Here is a 20,886-nt window from a genome sequence, read left to right as displayed (position 1 = left end):
TATGACAAATTACAATCATTCTTAGAGAAGTGAAATCACTTTGCGACCATTTAATTGGATTTTACCTTGGGCCAATTTTCCAACTACCTCTGGATATAGCTGACGTTCCACAGATTGAATGGCTGCGGATAAGGATTCCGCTGTATCATGGTCGTCAACTTCCACGACACGCTGGGCAATAATGGCACCCGTATCCATGCCCCCGTCCACAAAATGAACGGTGACGCCACTTACCTTGACCCCATAGGTCAATGCCTGTCCAACAGCATCTTTCCCTGGAAATGCCGGAAGTAGTGACGGATGAATATTAATGATTTTTCCTGCGTAGGCATCAACCATGACACTGGATAGCAAACGCATATAGCCAGCTAACACGATGAGATCAATTGATTTCTGCTCCAGTAAAGTCACCAGTTCACGCTCATAGTCTTCTCGAGAAGGATATTCCTTGGGTCGAAAAGTATGGCACGCAATTCCAGCTTTCTGTGCTCTAGCTACGGCAGGAGCCGCAGGCTTGTCACAGATGAGCAGTTCTACCGAGGCGCCGCCCAGTTCTCCTCGTGCAGCCGCATCCACCAATGACTGAAAATTCGTCCCCTCGCCTGATGCAAAAACAGCAATCCGGTACTCGTTCATTACACCTCGGCTCCCGTAAAGGTCACGATAGAACTGCCTTCCGTTACTTTTCCGATCACATATGCGGCTTCGCCCTGTTTCTTCAGAACTTCCAGTGCAGTCTGTGCATGCTCTTCGCCTACAACGATTACCATTCCAATTCCCATATTAAAGGTTGTGAACATGTCTTTGTTGGAGATTGCGCCTTTTTCCTGCATGAGCTGGAAGATTGGCAAAATCGGCCAAGTGCCGTATTCTATATCCACATTGACGTGATCCGGTAACACTCTAGGGATATTTTCAATAAAACCGCCACCTGTGATATGCGCCATGCCTTTTACTTTTACCTTGTCCAGCAATGCCAAAACGGATTTCACGTAAATTTTCGTCGGCTCCAGCAGTACATCGCCCAGTTTGCCGTTCAAGCCTTCGATTTCGTCATGCAAATCATAGCCCAGCTGTTCCAATAACAGCTTGCGAACCAGTGAGAAGCCGTTACTGTGAACTCCACTGGAGGCCAGTCCGATAACGGTATCTCCGGGAGCAATAGAGCTACCGTTGATGATTTTGCTTTTATCTACAATCCCTACCGTGAATCCGGCAATATCATATTCACCCTCGCTGTACATCCCTGGCATTTCTGCGGTTTCACCGCCGACCAGCGCACAGCCCGATTGATGGCAACCCTCTGCAATTCCAGCGACTATAGCTTCGATTTTCTCGGGCACAACCTTGTCACAAGCGAGGTAATCCAGAAAAAAGAGTGGCTCCGCGCCCCCGACGATAATGTCGTTTACACACATCGCAACCGCGTCAATACCAATGGTGTCATGACGATCCATTGCGAAAGCAAGCTTCAGCTTCGTGCCGACACCATCGGTACCGGAAACGAGTACAGGCTCATCGTACTTATCCTTATTCAGGCCGAACAACGCACCGAATCCGCCCAAGTCCGTCAGCACTTCGGGACGGAAGGTACGTTTAACGTGCTTTTTCATCCGTTCTACTGCTTCATTACCGGCAGCGATATCTACCCCTGCGTTTTTGTATGCTTCGGACATTCATGAACACTCCTTCAAATGATTGACCCTCCTAAGTCCTCCCTAACAGGGAGGATTCCATGGGGCTGCTCCCCCTGGACCCCTCAAGAGTCGGTCAGATGTGTAAGGTTGGGTGCTGCTTGGTGGTTGGTTCGTGCTGTGAGTCGCGTGTTGTCCTTTGTATTCGTGGGCTATACCCGCGAATACAAAGGACACGCTTTAGTGCGAGGCCGCCTATGCAGTGGCGGCGGGGCACGTCCCGGGCTGTTTGCTTCGCAAAGGCGGGGACGTGCCGGTCAAATAAGTGAGCAGCGCCAACGGGCGGCTTACTTATTTGACCATTGAGGCAGGCAGCTTCGCCTTGCCTGCTGTTGAGCTTCGCTTCGCTGGCTCAACCTTATAAGAGCAGGGTGACTTTTTGTGAGTCACCGCTCCGTTAAAAACTCATGGCATGAAATAGTTATGCCATGAGTTTTTAACTGCCTTACCTATCCTCTTCCCCGTGGGAACAGAAGAGGTACAGTCACTGCTGCAAAATGCTGCACACCTGAGGAACGGAGCGGGTGGAAGGATTCTGGAGAAGCGAAAGCGTTCGCCTTTGCCGCTGGATTCTAACCCTGTAATGGGTTATTCCAATCCAGGAATCCAGCGGCAACAGCGATCGGAAGAACCTTCCACACGCGGAGTGGCCCCCTCAGAACCGCCTTCAATTCGTACTAGTACCATACACCACCTGTATCTCTTTTGTTCCCTTTTCTCAACAACTACATCCGAACTTTTCTTCACCTTTGAAATCTACCTGAGTCGGGTAATCATTATCGAAACAGGCTAGGCACAAGCCGCCTTTGTAATCCTGTTCGTTATATCCGCCTACAGCGGCAATCAAACCCTCGGCGCTCATAAAATAAAGCGAATCGGCGTTAATTTCCTCACGAATTTCCTCGACGGTTTTGGACGAAGCGATTAGCTCCCGACGATCCGGTGTGTCGATACCGTAGAAGCACGGGTTTTTGAAAGGCGGTGAGGTAATACGAACATGTACCTCCAACGCCCCCGCATCCCGCAGCATATTTACGATTCGACGGGACGTAGTACCCCGGACGATAGAATCGTCGATCATAATGACCCGTTTACCTTCAACAACACGGCGTACAGCGCTCAGCTTCATTTTCACACCCTGCTCGCGCAGCTCCTGGCTCGGCTGAATGAAGGTACGTCCAGTGTATTTATTTTTAATCATGCCCAGTTCATAAGGAATACCTGTCTGCTCTGCATAACCAATCGCAGCCGAAATACTGGAGTCCGGTACACCGGTAACCAAATCTGCATCAACAAAAGCTTCCAGCGCCATCTGGCTACCCATTCTTTTGCGTGCAGCATGAAGATTAGAACCATTCAAGTCACTGTCAGGTCGGGCAAAATAAATATATTCCATTGCACATAGCGCTTTACGGTGCTTTTCTTCCGTGTAACGATCTTCATGCAGTCCATTTTTGTCCAACACCAACAGCTCACCTGGCTCGATATCGCGCAGCAACTCTGCCCCAATCGTTTCCAAAGCACAGGACTCGGATGCAAACAAGTATGCATCACCTAATCTGCCCATCGTCAACGGGCGCAAGCCGTTGGGATCAGAAGCAACCAGCAGTTTATCGTTGGTCATAATGAGAAAAGCAAATCCGCCGACAATACGCTTCAATGCATCTTTCGCGGCCTCCACCAAATCCTTGGACGACCTTGCGATCAAATGCGCAACTACTTCGGTATCGCTGGTCGTTTGAAAAATAGACCCGCCTTGCTCCAGCTCATGCCGAATTTGCAAAGCATTCACGATATTCCCGTTCGTAGCTACCGCTAGGTCGCCATCACGATACTTGAACACCAAAGGCTGTGCATTCGTTAGCTTACTGTCTCCACTTGTCGAGTAGCGCACATGTCCTATGGCAATATCGCCTGTCAGCGAAGCCATCAAATCTTTATTGAATACTTCTTTTACAAGCCCCATTCCACGATGATAATGGAACTCGTCGCCACTGCTCACACAGATGCCTGCACTTTCCTCCCCGCGATGCTGGAGTGCATGCAATCCGTAATAGGCTAGAGAAGCGGCATCGGAGTGTCTATACACACCGAATACGCCGCATTCCTCTTTTAATTTATCAAACAGCCCCTCTTTACCAGAGCCTTCATTATAATAATCTCCAGTCCACAACGTCCGTGCTGTTATTTCATCAGACATGGAATGACATCCTCCCAGATTTGCTTCAAACTGGCGACTGCCTCGTTCAAAGCGGGTTGTCCGTTCACCTCAACTGTCAATTGTGATCCTTCAACTTTTCCTAATACAGTAACTGGCACTTCCAAACCACGCAGATGTGCTTCCAGAGCAGACGCTTTATCCGGCGATGCAGATAACAAAATACGGGATTGGCTTTCGCTAAACAAAGCATGGTCAGGACGCAAGCTCGTTTCTACGTTGACCTGTGCTCCCAATCCGCCGCTAATCCCGGATTCCGCAAGCGCTACAGCCAATCCGCCCTCTGCCAAATCATGCGCAGATTGTACCAATCCGCCTTGAATCGCTCCCAGTACCGCAGTCAGCAGTTTTTTCTCTACGTTCAAATCCAGCTCAGGCGGGCGTCCCTCGGATACACCGTGTACGACAGCTTGGAACTCACTGCCTCCCAGCTCGGCCTTTGTTTCCCCCACTAGGAAAATTACATCGCCTTCGGCTTTGAAGCCTTGTGTCGTAATATGATCTGTATCATGAACCAGTCCTACCATACCGACAACAGGCGTCGGATAGATGGAGCCTTTGGCATTTTCATTGTACAAGCTGACATTGCCCCCGATAACAGGTGTATCCAGTACACGGCAAGCTTCTGCCATACCGTCCACGGCTTTTTCCATTTGCCAGAAAATATCCGGCTTTTCAGGGTTACCGAAGTTCAGGTTATCCGTAATCGCCAACGGCTCGCCGCCGGAGCATACAATGTTACGCGCTGCTTCGCTGACTGCAATCCGTCCGCCCACCTCTGGATCAAGGTATACATAACGTCCGTTACAATCTGTCGTCATGGCGAGCCCCTTACGAGTTCCGCGCACAGTCACAACAGCTGCATCCGATCCCGGACGAACGGCTGTACTCGTGCGAACCATGTAGTCATACTGCTCGTATACCCATTTCTTACTGGCTACACTTGGTGAAGACAGCACCTTTTTCAACGCACCGTTCAAATCCGTCACTTCAGCGTAACGCAGTGTGTCAATAGCAGCATTTTGCTCATAATAAGCAGGGACTTCGGAAGGCTTGTCATAAATCGGACACTCGTCAACCAGCGCCGTCACTGGCATATCTCCGACCACTTCATTGTGATGGAACAAACGCAAACGACCGTCATCCGTCACTTTACCGACCTTGGCACAAATAACACCCCAACGCTCGAAAATTTCCAGTGCCTGTGCTTCATCCTTAGGCTCTACTACGAACAGCATCCGTTCCTGTGATTCGGACAGCATCATTTCATAAGGTGTCATGCCCTCTTCACGCTGCGGTACCTGATCCAGATACAGCTCCAGGCCGTTGCCAGCCTTACTCGCCATCTCCGCGCTGGAGCAGGTAAGTCCTGCGGCACCCATATCCTGAATACCCAGCACAATACCGCTGTCGATCAGTTCCAGACATGATTCCATAACCAGCTTCTCCATAAAAGGATCTCCTACTTGAACCGCAGTCCGGTTCGCTTCAGATTCCTCTGTCAGCTCAACCGATGCGAATGTCGCTCCGTGAATCCCATCACGACCTGTCGGCGGGCCCACATAGAACACCGGGTTACCGACCCCTTTAGCAACACCACGCTGGATTTTATCATGGTCAATCAGTCCGACACACATTGCATTAACGAGCGGATTGCCTTCGTAGCTTTCATCAAATACAACCTCGCCACCTACAGTCGGAATACCGATACAGTTCCCATATCCCGCAATACCAGATACCACATGCTCGAACAAATATTTCACACGGTCGCTCTCCAGCTTCCCAAAACGCAGAGAGTTCAACACCGCGACAGGTCTTGCACCCATGGAGAAAATATCACGGATGATACCGCCTACCCCAGTCGCTGCCCCTTGAAAAGGCTCCACAGCCGACGGATGGTTATGACTTTCTATTTTAAATACAACCGCTTGGTTGTCACCGATATCTACAATGCCTGCGCCCTCGCCGGGTCCCATCAGAACTCGCGGACCGCTCGTTGGAAAACGACGCAGCAGCGGCTTAGAGTTTTTGTAAGCACAATGCTCTGACCACATGACACTGAATACGCCAATCTCCGTATAATTCGGCTGACGTCCCATGAATTCACAGATCAACGCATATTCACTGTCCGATACACCCATCTGCTGATACAGTTTATGTTCGGCAACCTGCTCTGCCGTCGGTTCCTTAGCGGACACTTGCTGCGCCATGTCGATCCCTCCAAGCATTCAAAATAGATGTAAACATACGTTTGCCGTCATCCGTTCCGAGCAATGCGTCCACCGCGCGTTCCGGATGAGGCATCATGCCCAGCACGTTTCCTTGTTCATTACAAATCCCTGCGATATCCGTCACGGAACCGTTTGGATTATCTCTATACGTAAATATGATCTGGTTATTCGCCTGCAAGCGAGCCAGCGTCTCATCATCACAGTAATAGTTGCCTTCGCCGTGGGCGATCGGAATGACGATCTCTTCACCAGCAGCGTAATCTTTTGTAAAAGGTGTTTGGTTATTCGCAACCTTCAACACCGTATCATGGCAACGGAACTTCATCGACAGATTACGGCGCAAAGCGCCTGGCAGCAGCCCAGCTTCAGTCAGAATTTGAAAACCGTTACAGATACCTAAAATGTATTTCCCCTCGGCAGCCGCTTTGGCTACTTCCTTCATCACCGGAGCAAACCGGGAAATCGCGCCGCAACGCAGGTAATCCCCGTAGGAGAAGCCTCCTGGAACAAGAATACAATCATAAGGCGACAGATCCGTCGCAGTATGCCAAACATAATCGACAGGTTCACCGACCGTGTCCTCTACCGCCTTATAGCAGTCAATATCACAGTTGGAGCCCGGAAAAACCAGAACTGCAAATTTCATGGAATCAGCCCTCCAGTTCGTAGCGGTAGTCTTCAATGACCGTGTTGGCCAACAGCTTTTCGCACATCTCAATGATGCGCTTTTCAGCACTCTCGCGGTCTGTTGTATCCAGATTCAATTCCATATACTTACCAATTCTGACGCTGTCCACTTCTCCGAAACCCATAGAATGCAGTGCGCCTTGCACCGCGACCCCCTGCGGGTCCAAAACGCTTTGCTTAATCGTGACATAGACTGTTGCTTTCATCATGTTCCTTCAGTTCCTCCTCCGAATGAGTGAATCCTATTGGTTGAATTATGATTACTATTTACTGTGCCGTCAGACGCCGCCAAATATCCGTATATCTTGCAGTTGTTTCTTCTACGACCTCAGCAGGCAACGGATCGGGCTTGCTATTCTTGTCCCAACCGGATGATGCCAAATAGCTTCGTACCGGCTCCTTGTCCATGCTGTCAATCTCAACATCCAGCTCATACTTTTCCTGCGCCCAAAAACGGGATGAATCTGGAGTGAAAATTTCGTCAATCAAAATCACCTTACCGTTAACAAGACCAAACTCAAACTTGCAATCGGCTAAAATAATCCCCCGCTTCTCACAGAAAGCACGTGCAAATTCGTACAACGCCAGGCTTTTTTCTTCAAGCTCGCCTGTCAATTCAACCCCGACCAGCTCTTTCATCTGATGGAGAGAAATGTCCTCGTCGTGTCCAACATCATTTTTTGCAGCCGGTGTAAATAAAGGCTTGGGAAAGCGCTCATTTTTACGCAGCCCCTCTGGCAATGGAATGCCGTTCACCTCACCGTTCTGCTCATACTGACGCCAGCCGCCTCCGGTAATATATCCGCGCACCACACACTCAATGTCGATGCGTTCAGCCTTCAGCGTGACCATGATACGGTCCTTCAGCAACTCTTTATTCTGTTCGTCGATCACATGCCCGAGCTTGTTCACATCGGTGTGCACGACATGGTTTTCCAACAAGTCTTTCGTCTGCTCAAACCAGAAAGCGCTGAGCTTATTCAGCACGTTCCCCTTTTCGGGCACGGGCGGCTCTAACACATAATCAAAAGCCGAAATTCGGTCCGTCACGACAATCAGAAAATGCTCTCCGAGATCATACAGTTCACGCACCTTGCCTTTGTACAAGAGCGGCGCATGGATCAGACCTTCGGCAGTAGACAATGACATTTCATTACACCTCTTTCAAAAGAGTATTCCCCCTCCTAAATCCTCCCCTCAGGGAGGACCCCCAGGGCTGCTGCCCTCGGGACTCCCGCAAGGGTTAGCTAGTGAGCAGGGGATGGCGGGTTACTGGAGCTACGGTGGAGTGAGCGCGTTCCGCTGGATGAAGGCTTGTTGGCACAAGCCCTCATCCAGCAACGCTTTTACGTTAGTACAGATCGACGTTTTTACGTATTAACAATGTATTAACGCTTCCGACTCTAAGCGACAAGTTTTATGCCGCTTACAGCTCGACCGTGATTCAGCGTCTACATACCGCCAAACCATTCGGCCCGTGGCCGTAGCACGGCATGCCATGCAGCGAGCATTGGGCTTCGCCTGTTGTGCGCATATGCTACGCATGCGCACGGATACGGTGGCTCAAGGCTTCGCTTCTTGAGCCTGCGCGTGCTCGTGAGGACCGCGGGCTGTTTGCTACGCAAATTAGGTAGCCCTCACGAGCACGTTGCCTGCGATAGAAAAGCAGTGGAACACGCTTTTCTATCGTTCTTCGGGGTGGTGCGGCATCTTATGTGCCGCACCACCCCTAGTTCTGCTCCCTCATGAAGGTTGGTGCTGGAAGCAGCGGAGCGGACGGAATCGTTCTGGAGAAGCGTTAGCGCTTGCCTTTGCCTCTGGATACCAACCTTTACAGGTTTATTCCAATCCAGGAATCCAGGGGCAACAGCAATCGGAAGAATGATCCGTTCGCGCAGCGGCCTCATCACGCTCTTTATACCCTCCCAAGCGCCAACCAACCTTCCCTCCTACTCCCCTAATCCCAGCTTTTTGAAGATCGTATCCACGTTCTTCAGATGCCAGGCTGGGTTGAACGCGTCCTCGATTTCGTCTGCGCTGAGCACGGCAGTAATTTCCGGGGTCGCCTCGACGATTTCGCGGAATTGGCGTTGCTCTTCCCACGCCTGCATAGCACGCGGCTGCACAGTATCGTAAGCTTTTTCACGACTAAAGCCTTTGTCGATCAGCTTGGTCATAATACGACCGGAGAACGGTACGCCGTACGTACGGGCCATATTGCGCTTCATATTTTCAGGGAAGACCGTCAGATTTTTTACGATATTACCAAAACGGTTCAGCATGTAGTTCAACAGCATCGTTGCATCCGGCAGAATGATGCGTTCTACGGAAGAATGCGAAATGTCGCGTTCATGCCACAGGGTTACGTTCTCATACGCAGATACCATATGCCCACGAATCACGCGTGCCAGGCCAGAGATGTTTTCACTGCCGATCGGATTGCGTTTATGCGGCATCGCAGAAGAACCTTTTTGACCTTTGGCAAAAGCTTCTTCCACCTCACGGAACTCACTCTTTTGCAGAGCACGGACTTCTGTAGCAAATTTGTCCAACGATGTGGCGATCAACGCTAATGTTGCCATGTATTCGGCATGACGGTCGCGCTGAAGCGTCTGTGTAGAAATTGGTGCAGGCTTGGTGCCCAGCTTGCGGCATACAAATTCTTCTACGGCCGGGTCAATGTTGGCATATGTCCCAACTGCACCGGACATTTTACCGTATTGTACTTGGTCAGCCGCAAAACGAAAGCGTTCCAGATTGCGCTTCATTTCCTCGTACCACAATCCCATCTTCAGTCCAAACGTTGTTGGCTCAGCATGTACTCCGTGTGTACGTCCCATCATCGGTGTGTGCTTGTAAGCCAATGCCTTTTCCTTCAAAATTTCAATAAAATTCAAGATATCGCGCTCCAGGATTTCATTCGCCTGCTTTAACAGGTAGCCCAGTGCCGTATCAACTACGTCTGTGGAGGTCAAGCCATAATGTACCCATTTGCGCTCGTCTCCAAGACTTTCGGACACCGTGCGGGTAAAAGCAATGACATCATGTCTTGTCTCCTGCTCAATTTCATAGATCCGTTCAATATCAAAACTTGCATTCTTACGCAGAGCCACAGTATCCTCTTTTGGGATAACCCCTAATTCCGCCCAAGCTTCACAGGCACACAGCTCTACTTCCAGCCACGCTTTAAATTTATTTTCTTCCGTCCAAATCGCTCTCATTTCCGGTCTGCTATAGCGTTCGATCATGACTATTTATTCCCCCAAATATTGGTTTGTTCAATCCATTCCAGCGCTTGTTCCGCATCCTGGCACAATAGATTAATATGTCCCATCTTTCGGCCTGGCTTGGCTTCACTTTTTCCATACAAATGCAGCTTGGGTACAACATCCAATCTTTCAGCTTCAACATCCGATTGCGCAAACCGCCGAATCACGCCCTCCAAATGCTCACCTAACACATTGACCATCACGACGGAAGTCAGCAGCTTCGTGCTGCCCAAGGGTAAACCGCAAATCGCACGTATGTGCTGCTCGAATTGCGACGTCGCGCATCCCTCCATCGTGTAATGGCCGGAGTTATGCGGTCGTGGTGCCAACTCATTAACGTACAATTGTCCATCTTCGGTGACAAACATCTCCACAGCGAGCAGTCCCACCGCACCCAGCGACTCTGCCACAGCCAGCGCTAACTTTCGCGCTTCCTCCTGGACAGGTTCTGGCACACGCGCAGGCACAATCGACGTGTGCAAAATATTGTTCACGTGAATGTTTTCGGCAGGTGGAAAGGCTTTGGCTTCACCGTTCGTGCTGCGAGCTACAATCACCGAGATTTCGCAGCGAAAACGGATGAACTGTTCCAATACCAGTTCTGCACCGCCTCCTGCCAGTTGTTCGTAGGCAGCCGTGGCTTCCTCCGGTTGGCGAATGACCACTTGTCCCTTGCCATCATAACCACCGACTGCTGTCTTGAGCACACACGGTACACCCAGTTCAGCTACCGCTTGAACCATATCCGCAGGACTACTGATTTCACGATACGGAGCGACAGGGACACCAGCAGCTTCAATAGAACGCTTCTCTCTCAGACGATGCTGGGTTGTGTACAAAAGACTGCTGCCTTGCGGAACGCTGGATTCCTGTTCCAAAAGTGCAGCCACACCCGCGTCCACATTTTCAAACTCATACGTGATCACATCGCACCGCTCAGCCAGCTCTCTGGCTGCATGCTCATCATCATAGGCAGCGCGGATTTGTTCTGACACCTGTCCACATGGGCTATCCGGTGTAGGGTCCAGTGTCACAAAGCGATATCCTAGACTGGTTCCCGCCAGTACAAGCATTCTTCCTAATTGCCCGCCTCCCAAAAGTCCAATCGTTGTACCAGGAGGTCTGATACGGCCTGTGGGTTCACATGCCCCATTCATAGCGAGTCACTGCCTTCCAGCACCTCATCACGGATACGGTCGCGTCTCGCCAAAACCCGCTGGCTTATCTTTTCGTCAAAAGCGCCTAATATTTGTGTTGCCAGCAGCCCTGCATTCGTAGCACCTGCCTTACCGATTGCCACAGTGGCAACCGGAATACCACCCGGCATCTGCACAATGGAGAGCAGGGAGTCCAGACCGTTCAGAGCCTTCGACTGAACAGGCACACCAATGACCGGCAAGGATGTCTTCGCAGCCACCATCCCTGGCAGATGCGCAGCCCCACCCGCTCCAGCAATAATGACCTTTAGTCCACGCCCGGCGGCCTCTTCTGCAAAACGAAACATTAAATCCGGTGTACGATGGGCTGAAACTACTTTTTTCTCATATCCGATTTCAAGCTCGTCCAGCACAGCACATGCATGCTGCATGGTGTCCCAGTCTGATGTGCTGCCCATAATGACAGCGACCTGCACTGACATGTCCTTCACTCCCTGTTTATCAATAAGCGCCAAAAATCCGGCACTCGAAAATAACGTTATTTTCAAGACACCGGACTACGAAAAAACAAACGACAGAGCCTCTTAAAGGCATGCCAAAAGCAAGCCTCTTCCACCGCATCCAATGCGGCTTCAGCCGTATGTCTCCCGTAGTCCGGAAATTTAAGGTTTCCAGGTAGAAACTTCCGGGCCATATCCCCGGCATTATACGAGTTAGCATTGTGCCTATTCCATACCCAACGATATTCTTTACAAGTATGATCATGGTCAGTTTCGGCTCAAACATGTGTACCTTATTAAATTGTACCTAAAGTTCATTTTTTATCGACAATACACTTCCTAGTTTAACAATTCCCTACACCTTATGTCAACTTGAAAACGAACATTAGAATAATCATACAATAGAATGTTCGTGTTTAGTGAAATCAGTACCCTTATATACCCACAGGTCAGGACTATTGTATTATATTTAGCTATCGCTCCCCTCCCCTGATAACAGCGACCGCAACGCATCCCACTGAAAAAAATAAAAGTCGGCACTCCCTATACAGGCAGTAAACCGACTTTTACTTTTTTATTCAGTTATTTTACGACCAGCACAGGAATACGCGCATGCTGCACCACATTGTGACTTACGCTTCCCAATACAAATTCACGGATACCACCTAAACCTCGGCTGCCGATCACAATCGCATCGAAGCCATTCTCATTGGCATAATCCAAAATGACTTCGGCTGGAGAACCTTGAATCAGTTCCACCTTGGCATCTACACCCTGCTCAGCAAGTCGTTTTTTAACTTCATCCGTAGTTTGTTCGGCCAAATCGTAATATTCTTTATTTATTGAAGCCGGAATTGGAGCCAAACCTTCGCCCATAAAGATCCGAGGAAAATCGAATGCCGTTACCACCTCAAGCTTCGAGGACGGTGATGCCTTGACCAATTCAGCCGCCTTTAACAAAGCCTTGTTGGATGCATCCGAACCATCATAAGCAAGCAATACTTTTGAAAATATCATAATATGCACCTCTTCCTCATTCAGTTTATTGATTCAAAGCCTGAAATATGTATTCCTGTGGTTGTTCATTCCATGTCACCGAATGGCTGGAATAGTCTTCTCACTCATCATTAAACTTCCCTATGAGAACCTAAACTCCTCCCCTTTACCGTAAAAAATACCCATACAGCAATGCGTTCATGAATAGCAACGCAGGAATACCTAGTCTGAAGCTCATATGCCGTGTTTTATGGCGTTTACGGTACATGGCAATTAGAACGCCTAATGCTCCCCCGATCAGGGCCAGGAAAAACAACGTCCGTTCAGGTACACGATCGCAATGTTTACGTGCTCTCTTTTTATCCTCCGACATTACCAGATAGCCTACTGCATTGATAAACAGCAGCCATACCAACAAGCCTGTCTGCAATGTCTCTCCTCCTTTTGCACACCGTACCAAGTTCAGGTATTAGGCCTTATATAGCGCTCTCCCCCTCATTATAACCCCACCCCTTTTACAGAAACAACGCCTCTTCTGACTTGGATAGCGCTTTTGCGGAAATAGTAAGGTGGCATAAGGGCGATCCCCGAGTGCATCTATTTCGTCTTAAAGGAGGAACTGCGATGGAAAGCACCCATGAATACGTTGAAAAGCTGCGAGAAAATGCAAAAAAGGCAGAACGCAACCGTAAACGAGGAAAAGGAACTCCCAGCGCCAGCTTGCCGACAAAACAGCATTCCAACAATCCTTGATCAACGAATCTGCATTAAGCTGTATAGCCGCGTTATTAACCTAAAGTATCAACTTAACCCTGCAGCCTTTTATGCGAATTGATTACAGGGTAAAATCTGTTGTTTAGCTTCCACAATAACAGCAAGCAGACTCCTTATGAGATATCTGCTTGTTGTTTTGTTTTGCAAATGTCTTTTTTGAAATCGATTACATTTATAATAAATAAGTTCTAAAGTCATATTTCCTAACATAAGTGTTGACTAAAAGCAATTTTACACCCTATAATTCGTGATATTAACGTAATTCGACAAAATATTTGTCAGTTAATCTATCATTTATATTTGAGGTTTAAGATTGGAGAGGAGCTTTATATGACTAACATGAAAAAAATGACGATGATTCCCCTGTTGGCTAGCTTTATTCTCGGTAGTACTTTATGGAGTGGTGGATTTACCGCCAACGCTGCGGCTGCGGCAGCAGCTACAACCAGCACAACTGCACCTGCTTCTACCACTACAACGTCGGACAAATCCGAAAATCCTCAAACCAATCATTTACCCAATATTAAAATACTTGCCACAGGAGGGACCATCGCAGGATCATCTTCCGTCAATACGGATACAACCGGCTACAAAGCAGGCGCGTTGGGTGTGGAAACTCTGATCAATGCCGTTCCTGAGATGAAAAGTATTGCAAATGTCAGTGGTGAGCAAGTTGTTAATGTAGGTAGCCCCGACGTTAATAATGAGATCCTCTTAAAACTTGCCAAACGTACCAATGAACTGCTTGCCAGAGACGATGTAGATGGCATTGTCATTACACATGGTACAGATACATTAGAAGAAACAGCTTATTTCCTCAATCTTGTTATCAAAAGCGATAAGCCAGTAGTTGTCGTTGGCTCTATGCGTCCAGCTACTGCCATCAGTGCTGATGGTCCCTTCAACCTTTATAATGCAGTGAAAGTCGCCGGGGCTTCGGCCTCTAAAGGTCAGGGTGTACTCGTCCTGTTGAACGACCGTATCGGTGCAGCAAGATACATCACCAAAACGAACACAACAGCAGTTGATACGTTCAAGTCTGTGGAGCAGGGATACCTTGGAGCTGTTGTGGGCGATCAAGTGTACTACTACAACAAATCCACACACAAGCATACGACTTCTTCTGTATTCGACATCTCTAACCTGACTCAACTGCCACAAGTAGATATTTTATACGAATATCAAAACAATGGTCGCTATCTGTATGATGCAGCCGTAGCAGCTGGTGCCAAGGGAATTGTCGTAGCTGGTTCCGGTAATGGCTCCTTGTCCAAGACCTCCTCAGAAGGCGCAGAGGCCGCAGGTAAAAAAGGAGTGATCATTGCCCGCTCCAGCCGCGTGGGAAGTGGAGTGGTGTCCCCGTCAACAAAAGACGCGGCATCGAACTTTGTATCGACCGATTCGCTTAATCCGCAAAAAGCACGGATTTTGCTCATGCTTGCTTTGACCCAAACACACGATGTTAACCAAATTCAATCCTTTTTCAATGAATACTAAAAGTAGTCATCCAAATCAAATAAAACATCATCCTTATTATGCAAAAGAAGCAGCAGTAACGGTTGACCACCGTAACTGCTGCTTCTTTTTTTTGCGAGACAGGTCTAGCATAGTAACTACTTCATCTGACGTCCAATCGTCTTGGTTCTATACAGTAATTCGTTGTCCCTCCCACGCAGCATCAAGACTGCTGTTTGGGAATCCCATTCAAGCTTGGAGGATATTTCGCTTGCTTCTCTGGATGAGCAGCAATTTCCTCCTCCAGTATGCTTGATTTATTTTGCTGATTATTGATTTTAAGCGGTTTATGTTTGGGCATAAATACTCACCTCCTCGGCTTACCATGCCAAGGAGTGATCGTTTTTATACCGACGTATACCTGCTGATTATGTGACTGTAGCACTTTTGGTCATCCGTTATTTGCCCTGCTATTTGCCCTGCTTTTGTTCCATCGCTGCTTTAAGCAAATCACCCAAACTGGAGCCAAAAGATTCCTGCTTTTCAAATTGTCTTACTAGCTTTTGCTGTTCCCGTTTGTTTACCCGTTGCTTGTCCTTATCCAACGTCTCGGTAATGCCACAGGGCAGGCATCTTACATACAATCCTGCTTTGCCCTCTTTCATTTCCATTTTCTTATGACACTGCGGGCAACGTCGATTGGACAAACGTTTTTCCCCTGAACGACGGTAACCGCAATCCGCACTTGGACATACAAGGAACTTGCCTTTCTTGCCCTTCTTCTCCAATAGCTTTGTACCACAATCTGGACAATGACTATTCGTCACATTATGAGGCTTGTACTCCGCACTGCTATTTTTCACAGTGGAAACCAGCTCTTTCGCCATAGCACGAATAGAATTCAAAAACGGTTCCGGTTGTCCTTGACCACGAGCAATCCGTTCTAGCTCCGCTTCCCAACGTGCCGTCAATTCGGGCGTTCGAAGCTGTGGAGCCGCCAGTTCAATCAGTTGCTTACCTTTCCCGGTTGGATGCATCACGTTCCCCTGACGCTCAATCGTATCCGAGCTGACAAGCTTCTCAATCAGATCGGCACGGGTAGCAGGAGTACCCAGTCCATGTTTTTCCATCTGAGCGAGCAGGGCCGCTTCTGTATACCGCTTCGGCGGCATTGTTCGCCCAGCTCGTACAAGACAACGCTGTAACCGAACAGAATCTCCTTTTTGCAGCTCAGGTAAAATAACGCCTTGTCCATTGTTTTCCCGATCCTCTGCTTCTTCATCATCCATATCATAATGGTTCGCGTCATATACAGCACGCCATCCGCTATCTTTTACCGTTGTGCCTTTTACCTGAAACGTCTCCTGCTCCACCGTTACTGATACGGCTACAGCATCATAACGTGCAGGTGGATAGAATAGACTGATAAAACGTCGTGCAATCAGATCATACAGTTTACGTTCCTCTGGGCTCAACTGATTAAGCAATAATGTCTGCTCAGTAGGAATAATCGCATGATGATCCGTGACTTTACTGTCATCCACAATTCGCTTTGTGATTGGTAGGTTGTTACGCAATAGCGGACGTGCCAAGGAAGCATATGGACCTACTGCTACACTACTGAGCCTTTCCTTAAGTGTGTCCACCATATCGGATGTCAGATAACGGCTGTCCGTACGTGGATAGGTCACCAGCTTATGCTGTTCATACAGACGCTGAAGCAGATTAGACGTCTGTTTAGCCGAAAAGCCATAGCGCTGATTAGCATCTCTTTGCAGCTCTGTTAGATCATACGCTAGCGGATGAGGCTCGTTCTTTTCGCTCTTTTTAACACTCGCAACTGTGCCTTTGGCCCCCTCAAGCCTGCGGCGCAAAGCCTCTGCTTGAGTGCGGTCAAACATGCGTGAATCCCCGCTCTCTGCCCGCCAAGTTGCCTGAAAATCGCCGAAATCCGCCGTCAAAGTATCATATTCCTGAGAACGGAATTCGGTAATTTCTTTCTCACGCTCCATAATCATCCCCAGCGTTGGCGTCTGCACTCTTCCAGCCGAAAGTTGGGCGTTATAACGACAAGTCAACGCGCGAGTTACATTGAGACCAATCATCCAGTCTGCTTCAGCTCTACAGCGAGCCGATTCATATAAACGATCAAACTGCTGACCAGGCAATAGCTTTGCAAAACCTGCCTTAATCGCCTTGTCCGTCTGCGAGGAGATCCATAAGCGCCGGAATGGCTTTTTCCAGTTTGCCATTTGGATGATCCAGCGTGCCAACAATTCTCCTTCACGAGCAGCATCTGTTGCCACGATAAGCTCTCCAATGTCCTGCCGCTTCATGAGCTGCTGCACAGCTTTGAACTGATGGTTACTTTCGCGCAGCACCTTTAACTTTGAACTCTTCGGAAGAATAGGCAGGTCCTCCAAATTCCAGGTCGCATACTTAGAATCGTAATCCTCCGGCTCTGCTAAGCCGACCAAATGTCCCAGTGCCCACGTCACCACGTACTGGGGTCCTTCTATATAGCTTTTATGCTTCTCGCGGCTACCCATCACACGTGCAATCTCTCTGGCCACGGACGGTTTTTCTGCCAATACCAATACCTTCATGTTACGCTCCTTTCTCTCATAGTGTTAATTATACCATCCTGCCATCTTACGATAAATTCTAATGCCAACGGCTCTTATTAACATGATCGTACATACTATTGCTATTGCTTCTACATCGGTTAGGATAACTTACAAATCAGGCACACTCCATTTTAATAGCAGACCCGCATAGGTGAGGCCTCCCCCAAATCCATATAACAACACATGTTGTCCATACCGTAAACGTCCATCATCCAAACCACACTGCAAAGCCAACGGGATGGATGCCGCCGATGTATTACCATACAACTCTACGCTGGTCAGCGTTTTTTCCAAAGGTACTGTACTTCTTTCACATATGGACTCGATCATTCTCAAATTAGCGCTATGAGGGACAAACCAGTCAAGATCCTCCTTCTTCATATTTGCCTTATCCAATAATCGTTCGATTCCCGTTGGAACAGAGCGAACAGCCCATTTATAAACCTCACGTCCATTTTGAGCAATAAATCCATGGTCTTGCAGCTTCTCTCCATCCAAATGATCAGATAATCCCACACGGTAAAGATGTGCTCCTCCTTGCCCATAAGTACCTATATCAGAAGTTAAAAATGATCCTTCATCCTCGTCATATTCAACAAGGGCAACTCCTGCACCATCTCCAAAAAGTATACACGTCGTCCGATCCGTATAATCTGTAATTTTGGACAACGTTTCGGCTCCCACTACTAGCACCTTACGATGCAGACCACTCGTAATAAGGCCATTTGCCAAATGAAGTCCATAGGAAAAACCTGCACATGCTGCACTAATATCCATTGACCCCGTGTTCGGAATATCAAAATGAGCCTGAATACGTGAAGCCGTGCTTGGAAAGTAGTAATCAGGTGTACTAGTCGCTACAATGATCATCTCAACATCGTTTATATTTACGTCGTATAGGTTAATCATACGTGTAATAGCTTGTATACATAAATCAGATACATATTGATCTTCAGCCGCAATTCGTCTTTCACGCATACCCGTTCTTTGTACAATCCACTCGTCACTAGTGTCCACAAGCTTCTCCAAATCGGTGTTTGTCAAAATGCGTTCAGGCACATAAGTGCCAAAGGCCGTAAGCTTAGCTTTTGAATTCAACAATCTGATCACTCTCCTTTGTAATCCTTATTCACATTATAACACCAGATACTAATACCTGGTACTAAATTATTTTAAAAACGTCTTCTTATTTACTAGTTAATATCCACTTATCCAGTTGAACTTATAACAAACTCACTTTAAATAAAATCCCTCTGCCTTTTAACGCAAAAAAGAGACCATGATCTTCAGAAGATCATGGTCTCTTTTGTTTGTTGCTTGGCGACGTCCTACTCTCCCAGGACCCTGCGGTCCAAGTACCATCGGCGCTGGAGGGCTTAACGGTCGTGTTCGGGATGGGTACGTGTGGAACCCCTCCGCTATCGCCACCAAACATGAATTTACATCGTAAATTCTTTTTCAGGAATCAGCATCGCCAAATGCTGTGTGTTCGCTTGTTTCATATAAGCCACTTGAGCTTATACAATACAAAACTTACACCCTGAAAACTGGATCCGAAACTCATTTGCGTTTTATTCTTAGGATAAGCCCTCGACCGATTAGTATTGGTCAGCTCCATGCATTACTGCACTTCCACCCCCAACCTATCTACCTCGTCGTCTTCAAGGGGTCTTACTAATTGGGAAATCTCATCTTGAGGGGGGCTTCACGCTTAGATGCTTTCAGCGCTTATCCCTTCCGTACATAGCTACCCAGCGGTGCTCCTGGCGGAACAACTGGTACACCAGCGGTACGTCCATCCCGGTCCTCTCGTACTAAGGACAGCTCCTCTCAAATTTCCTACGCCCACGACAGATAGGGACCGAACTGTCTCACGACGTTCTGAACCCAGCTCGCGTACCGCTTTAATGGGCGAACAGCCCAACCCTTGGGACCTACTTCAGCCCCAGGATGCGATGAGCCGACATCGAGGTGCCAAACCTCCCCGTCGATGTGGACTCTTGGGGGAGATAAGCCTGTTATCCCCAGGGTAGCTTTTATCCGTTGAGCGATGGCCCTTCCATGCGGTACCACCGGATCACTAAGCCCGACTTTCGTCCCTGCTCGACTTGTAGGTCTCGCAGTCAAGCTCCCTTCTGCCTTTGCACTCTTCGAATGATTTCCAACCATTCTGAGGGAACCTTGGGGCGCCTCCGTTACTCTTTAGGAGGCGACCGCCCCAGTCAAACTGCCCACCTGACACTGTCCTCGCACCGGATTACGGTACCAAGTTAGAACCTAGATACGATCAGGGTGGTATCCCAAGGATGCCTCCCTTCAAGCTGGCGCTCAAAGTTCTACGGCTCCCACCTATCCTGTACAGATCGTACCCAAATTCAATATCAAGCTGCAGTAAAGCTCCATGGGGTCTTTCCGTCTTGTCGCGGGTAACCTGCATCTTCACAGGTATTAAAATTTCACCGGATCTCTCGTTGAGACAGCGCCCAAGTCGTTACGCCATTCGTGCGGGTCAGAATTTACCTGACAAGGAATTTCGCTACCTTAGGACCGTTATAGTTACGGCCGCCGTTTACTGGGGCTTCGGTTCATAGCTTCGCCCGAAGGCTTACCACTCCCCTTAACCTTCCAGCACCGGGCAGGCGTCAGCCCGTATACTTCGCCTTGCGGCTTCGCACAGACCTGTGTTTTTGCTAAACAGTCGCTTGGGCCTTTTCACTGCGGCCCCCTCGGGCTATTCACCCTACCGAGGCACCCCTTCTCCCGAAGTTACGGGGTCATTTTGCCGAGTTCCTTAACGAGAGTTCTTCCGCGCGCCTTAGAATTCTCTTCTCGCCTACCTGTGTCGGTTTGCGGTACGGGCACCTTCTCCTGGCTAGAGGCTTTTCTTGGCAGTCTGAGATCATGACCTTCGCTACTGTAATTTTCGCTCCCCATCACAGCCCAGCCTTAACGATGTGCGGATTTGCCTACACACCAGCCTCACTGCTTAGACGGACATCCATCAGTCCGCGTCACTACCCTACTGCGTCACCCCATTGCTCATAGCGGATTACGGTGGTACAGGAATTTCGACCTGTTGTCCTTCGACTACGCCTATCGGCCTCGCCTTAGGTCCCGACTTACCCTGAGCGGACGAACCTTCCTCAGGAACCCTTAGGCTTTCGGCGGATCTGATTCTCACAGATCTTTTCGTTACTCATACCGGCATTCTCACTTGAATGCAGTCCAGCGCTCCTTACGGTACACCTTCAACCCGCATTCAACGCTCCCCTACCCCT

At 48.7% G+C, this 20,886-nt stretch carries 19 protein-coding genes, 2 rRNA genes and 1 riboswitch (1 of these 22 only partly in view); of the genes, 3 read left to right on the top strand and 18 right to left on the bottom strand.

What is annotated here, in order from left to right; genetic code table 11:
- Nucleotides 1-21 precede the first annotated feature (21 nt).
- Together purN and purM are read right to left on the bottom strand one after the other, a co-directional pair.
- Nucleotides 22-636: a phosphoribosylglycinamide formyltransferase gene (purN, locus tag JOE49_RS09820; RefSeq protein ID WP_209940988.1), complete on the bottom strand. Its 615-nt coding sequence runs from the start codon at nt 634-636 to the stop codon at nt 22-24.
- Nucleotides 636-1,676 (bottom strand): phosphoribosylformylglycinamidine cyclo-ligase, encoded by a 1,041-nt coding sequence (gene purM, locus JOE49_RS09815; RefSeq protein WP_209940987.1) that lies wholly within the window; start codon nt 1,674-1,676, stop codon nt 636-638. The genes purN and purM overlap by 1 nt, the downstream gene beginning before the upstream one ends.
- Nucleotides 1,677-1,814: 138 nt before the next feature.
- Here purM and JOE49_RS09810 point away from each other — a divergent pair, with 138 nt between their 5' ends.
- Nucleotides 1,815-2,000 carry a hypothetical protein gene (locus tag JOE49_RS09810; RefSeq protein ID WP_139116758.1) on the top strand — a complete coding sequence of 62 codons (186 nt, stop codon included), beginning with the start codon at nt 1,815-1,817 and terminating at the stop codon, nt 1,998-2,000.
- 412 nt (nt 2,001-2,412) lie between these two features.
- Here JOE49_RS09810 and purF read toward each other — a convergent pair whose 3' ends face one another.
- The 11 genes from purF to JOE49_RS09755 form a co-directional block, all read right to left on the bottom strand.
- Nucleotides 2,413-3,894 carry an amidophosphoribosyltransferase gene (gene purF, locus JOE49_RS09805; protein WP_160789189.1) on the bottom strand — a complete coding sequence of 494 codons (1,482 nt, stop codon included), beginning with the start codon at nt 3,892-3,894 and terminating at the stop codon, nt 2,413-2,415.
- The gene (gene purL, locus JOE49_RS09800; RefSeq protein ID WP_160789190.1) at nt 3,879-6,122 is read right to left on the bottom strand and encodes a phosphoribosylformylglycinamidine synthase subunit PurL; all 2,244 of its coding nucleotides are present in this window, start codon (nt 6,120-6,122) and stop codon (nt 3,879-3,881) included. Before purL ends, purF begins: the two co-directional genes overlap by 16 nt.
- Nucleotides 6,100-6,789 (bottom strand): phosphoribosylformylglycinamidine synthase subunit PurQ, encoded by a 690-nt coding sequence (gene purQ, locus JOE49_RS09795; protein WP_209940986.1) that lies wholly within the window; start codon nt 6,787-6,789, stop codon nt 6,100-6,102. Before purQ ends, purL begins: the two co-directional genes overlap by 23 nt.
- A 4-nt stretch (nt 6,790-6,793) precedes the next feature.
- Nucleotides 6,794-7,039, bottom strand: coding sequence for a phosphoribosylformylglycinamidine synthase subunit PurS (gene purS / locus JOE49_RS09790; RefSeq protein WP_013308797.1), 246 nt, complete (start codon nt 7,037-7,039; stop codon nt 6,794-6,796).
- A gap of 58 nt (nt 7,040-7,097) precedes the next feature.
- A complete protein-coding gene (locus tag JOE49_RS09785) occupies nt 7,098-7,979 on the bottom strand; it encodes a phosphoribosylaminoimidazolesuccinocarboxamide synthase (RefSeq protein ID WP_025719826.1) in 882 nt (293 codons plus the stop codon).
- A 488-nt stretch (nt 7,980-8,467) separates the two neighbouring features.
- Nucleotides 8,468-8,740, bottom strand: a complete 273-nt coding sequence (locus JOE49_RS09780; protein WP_209943721.1) for a hypothetical protein — start codon at nt 8,738-8,740, stop codon at nt 8,468-8,470.
- Between the two features lie 39 nt (nt 8,741-8,779).
- Nucleotides 8,780-10,078: an adenylosuccinate lyase gene (gene purB / locus JOE49_RS09775; RefSeq protein ID WP_013308794.1), complete on the bottom strand. Its 1,299-nt coding sequence runs from the start codon at nt 10,076-10,078 to the stop codon at nt 8,780-8,782.
- Nucleotides 10,079-10,080: 2 nt separating this feature from the next.
- Nucleotides 10,081-11,256 carry a 5-(carboxyamino)imidazole ribonucleotide synthase gene (gene purK, locus JOE49_RS09770; protein WP_209940985.1) on the bottom strand — a complete coding sequence of 392 codons (1,176 nt, stop codon included), beginning with the start codon at nt 11,254-11,256 and terminating at the stop codon, nt 10,081-10,083.
- On the bottom strand, nt 11,253-11,738 hold the full coding sequence (gene purE / locus JOE49_RS09765; RefSeq protein WP_160789755.1) for a 5-(carboxyamino)imidazole ribonucleotide mutase: 486 nt from the start codon (nt 11,736-11,738) through the stop codon (nt 11,253-11,255). The genes purK and purE overlap by 4 nt, the downstream gene beginning before the upstream one ends.
- 148 nt (nt 11,739-11,886) lie before the next feature.
- Nucleotides 11,887-11,988, bottom strand: a riboswitch (purine riboswitch).
- A gap of 350 nt (nt 11,989-12,338) precedes the next feature.
- Complete coding sequence (locus JOE49_RS09760) at nt 12,339-12,773, bottom strand: universal stress protein (protein ID WP_061832065.1); 435 nt, start codon at nt 12,771-12,773, stop codon at nt 12,339-12,341.
- 145 nt (nt 12,774-12,918) lie between these two features.
- Nucleotides 12,919-13,182: a DUF1294 domain-containing protein gene (locus JOE49_RS09755; RefSeq protein ID WP_209940984.1), complete on the bottom strand. Its 264-nt coding sequence runs from the start codon at nt 13,180-13,182 to the stop codon at nt 12,919-12,921.
- 194 nt (nt 13,183-13,376) lie between these two features.
- On the opposite strand from JOE49_RS09755, the gene JOE49_RS09750 reads away from it, so the two are divergent.
- Together JOE49_RS09750 and JOE49_RS09745 are read left to right on the top strand one after the other, a co-directional pair.
- Nucleotides 13,377-13,505 carry a DUF4023 family protein gene (locus JOE49_RS09750; protein ID WP_081112528.1) on the top strand — a complete coding sequence of 43 codons (129 nt, stop codon included), beginning with the start codon at nt 13,377-13,379 and terminating at the stop codon, nt 13,503-13,505.
- Between the two features lie 351 nt (nt 13,506-13,856).
- The gene (locus JOE49_RS09745; protein ID WP_103049934.1) at nt 13,857-15,023 is read left to right on the top strand and encodes a type II asparaginase; all 1,167 of its coding nucleotides are present in this window, start codon (nt 13,857-13,859) and stop codon (nt 15,021-15,023) included.
- 181 nt (nt 15,024-15,204) lie between these two features.
- Here the strand turns inward: JOE49_RS09745 and JOE49_RS09740 are convergent, their stop codons facing one another.
- From JOE49_RS09740 to JOE49_RS09720, 5 genes are all read right to left on the bottom strand, one after another.
- On the bottom strand, nt 15,205-15,342 hold the full coding sequence (locus JOE49_RS09740) for a hypothetical protein (protein WP_016819760.1): 138 nt from the start codon (nt 15,340-15,342) through the stop codon (nt 15,205-15,207).
- Nucleotides 15,343-15,451: 109 nt separating this feature from the next.
- Nucleotides 15,452-17,587: a DNA topoisomerase III gene (locus JOE49_RS09735; protein ID WP_209940983.1), complete on the bottom strand. Its 2,136-nt coding sequence runs from the start codon at nt 17,585-17,587 to the stop codon at nt 15,452-15,454.
- 129 nt (nt 17,588-17,716) lie between these two features.
- The gene (locus JOE49_RS09730) at nt 17,717-18,709 is read right to left on the bottom strand and encodes a ketoacyl-ACP synthase III (protein ID WP_075153732.1); all 993 of its coding nucleotides are present in this window, start codon (nt 18,707-18,709) and stop codon (nt 17,717-17,719) included.
- A gap of 214 nt (nt 18,710-18,923) precedes the next feature.
- Nucleotides 18,924-19,040, bottom strand: a 5S ribosomal RNA gene (rrf, locus tag JOE49_RS09725).
- Nucleotides 19,041-19,186: 146 nt separating this feature from the next.
- A 23S ribosomal RNA gene (locus tag JOE49_RS09720) occupies nt 19,187-20,886 on the bottom strand; it runs 1,226 nt beyond the window's last position.

Origin of the sequence: Paenibacillus sp. PvR133, from assembly GCF_017833155.1 — a bacterium.
Lineage (GTDB): Bacteria > Bacillota > Bacilli > Paenibacillales > Paenibacillaceae > Paenibacillus > Paenibacillus polymyxa_B.
This window is presented reverse-complemented; position numbering and strand designations above follow the sequence as displayed.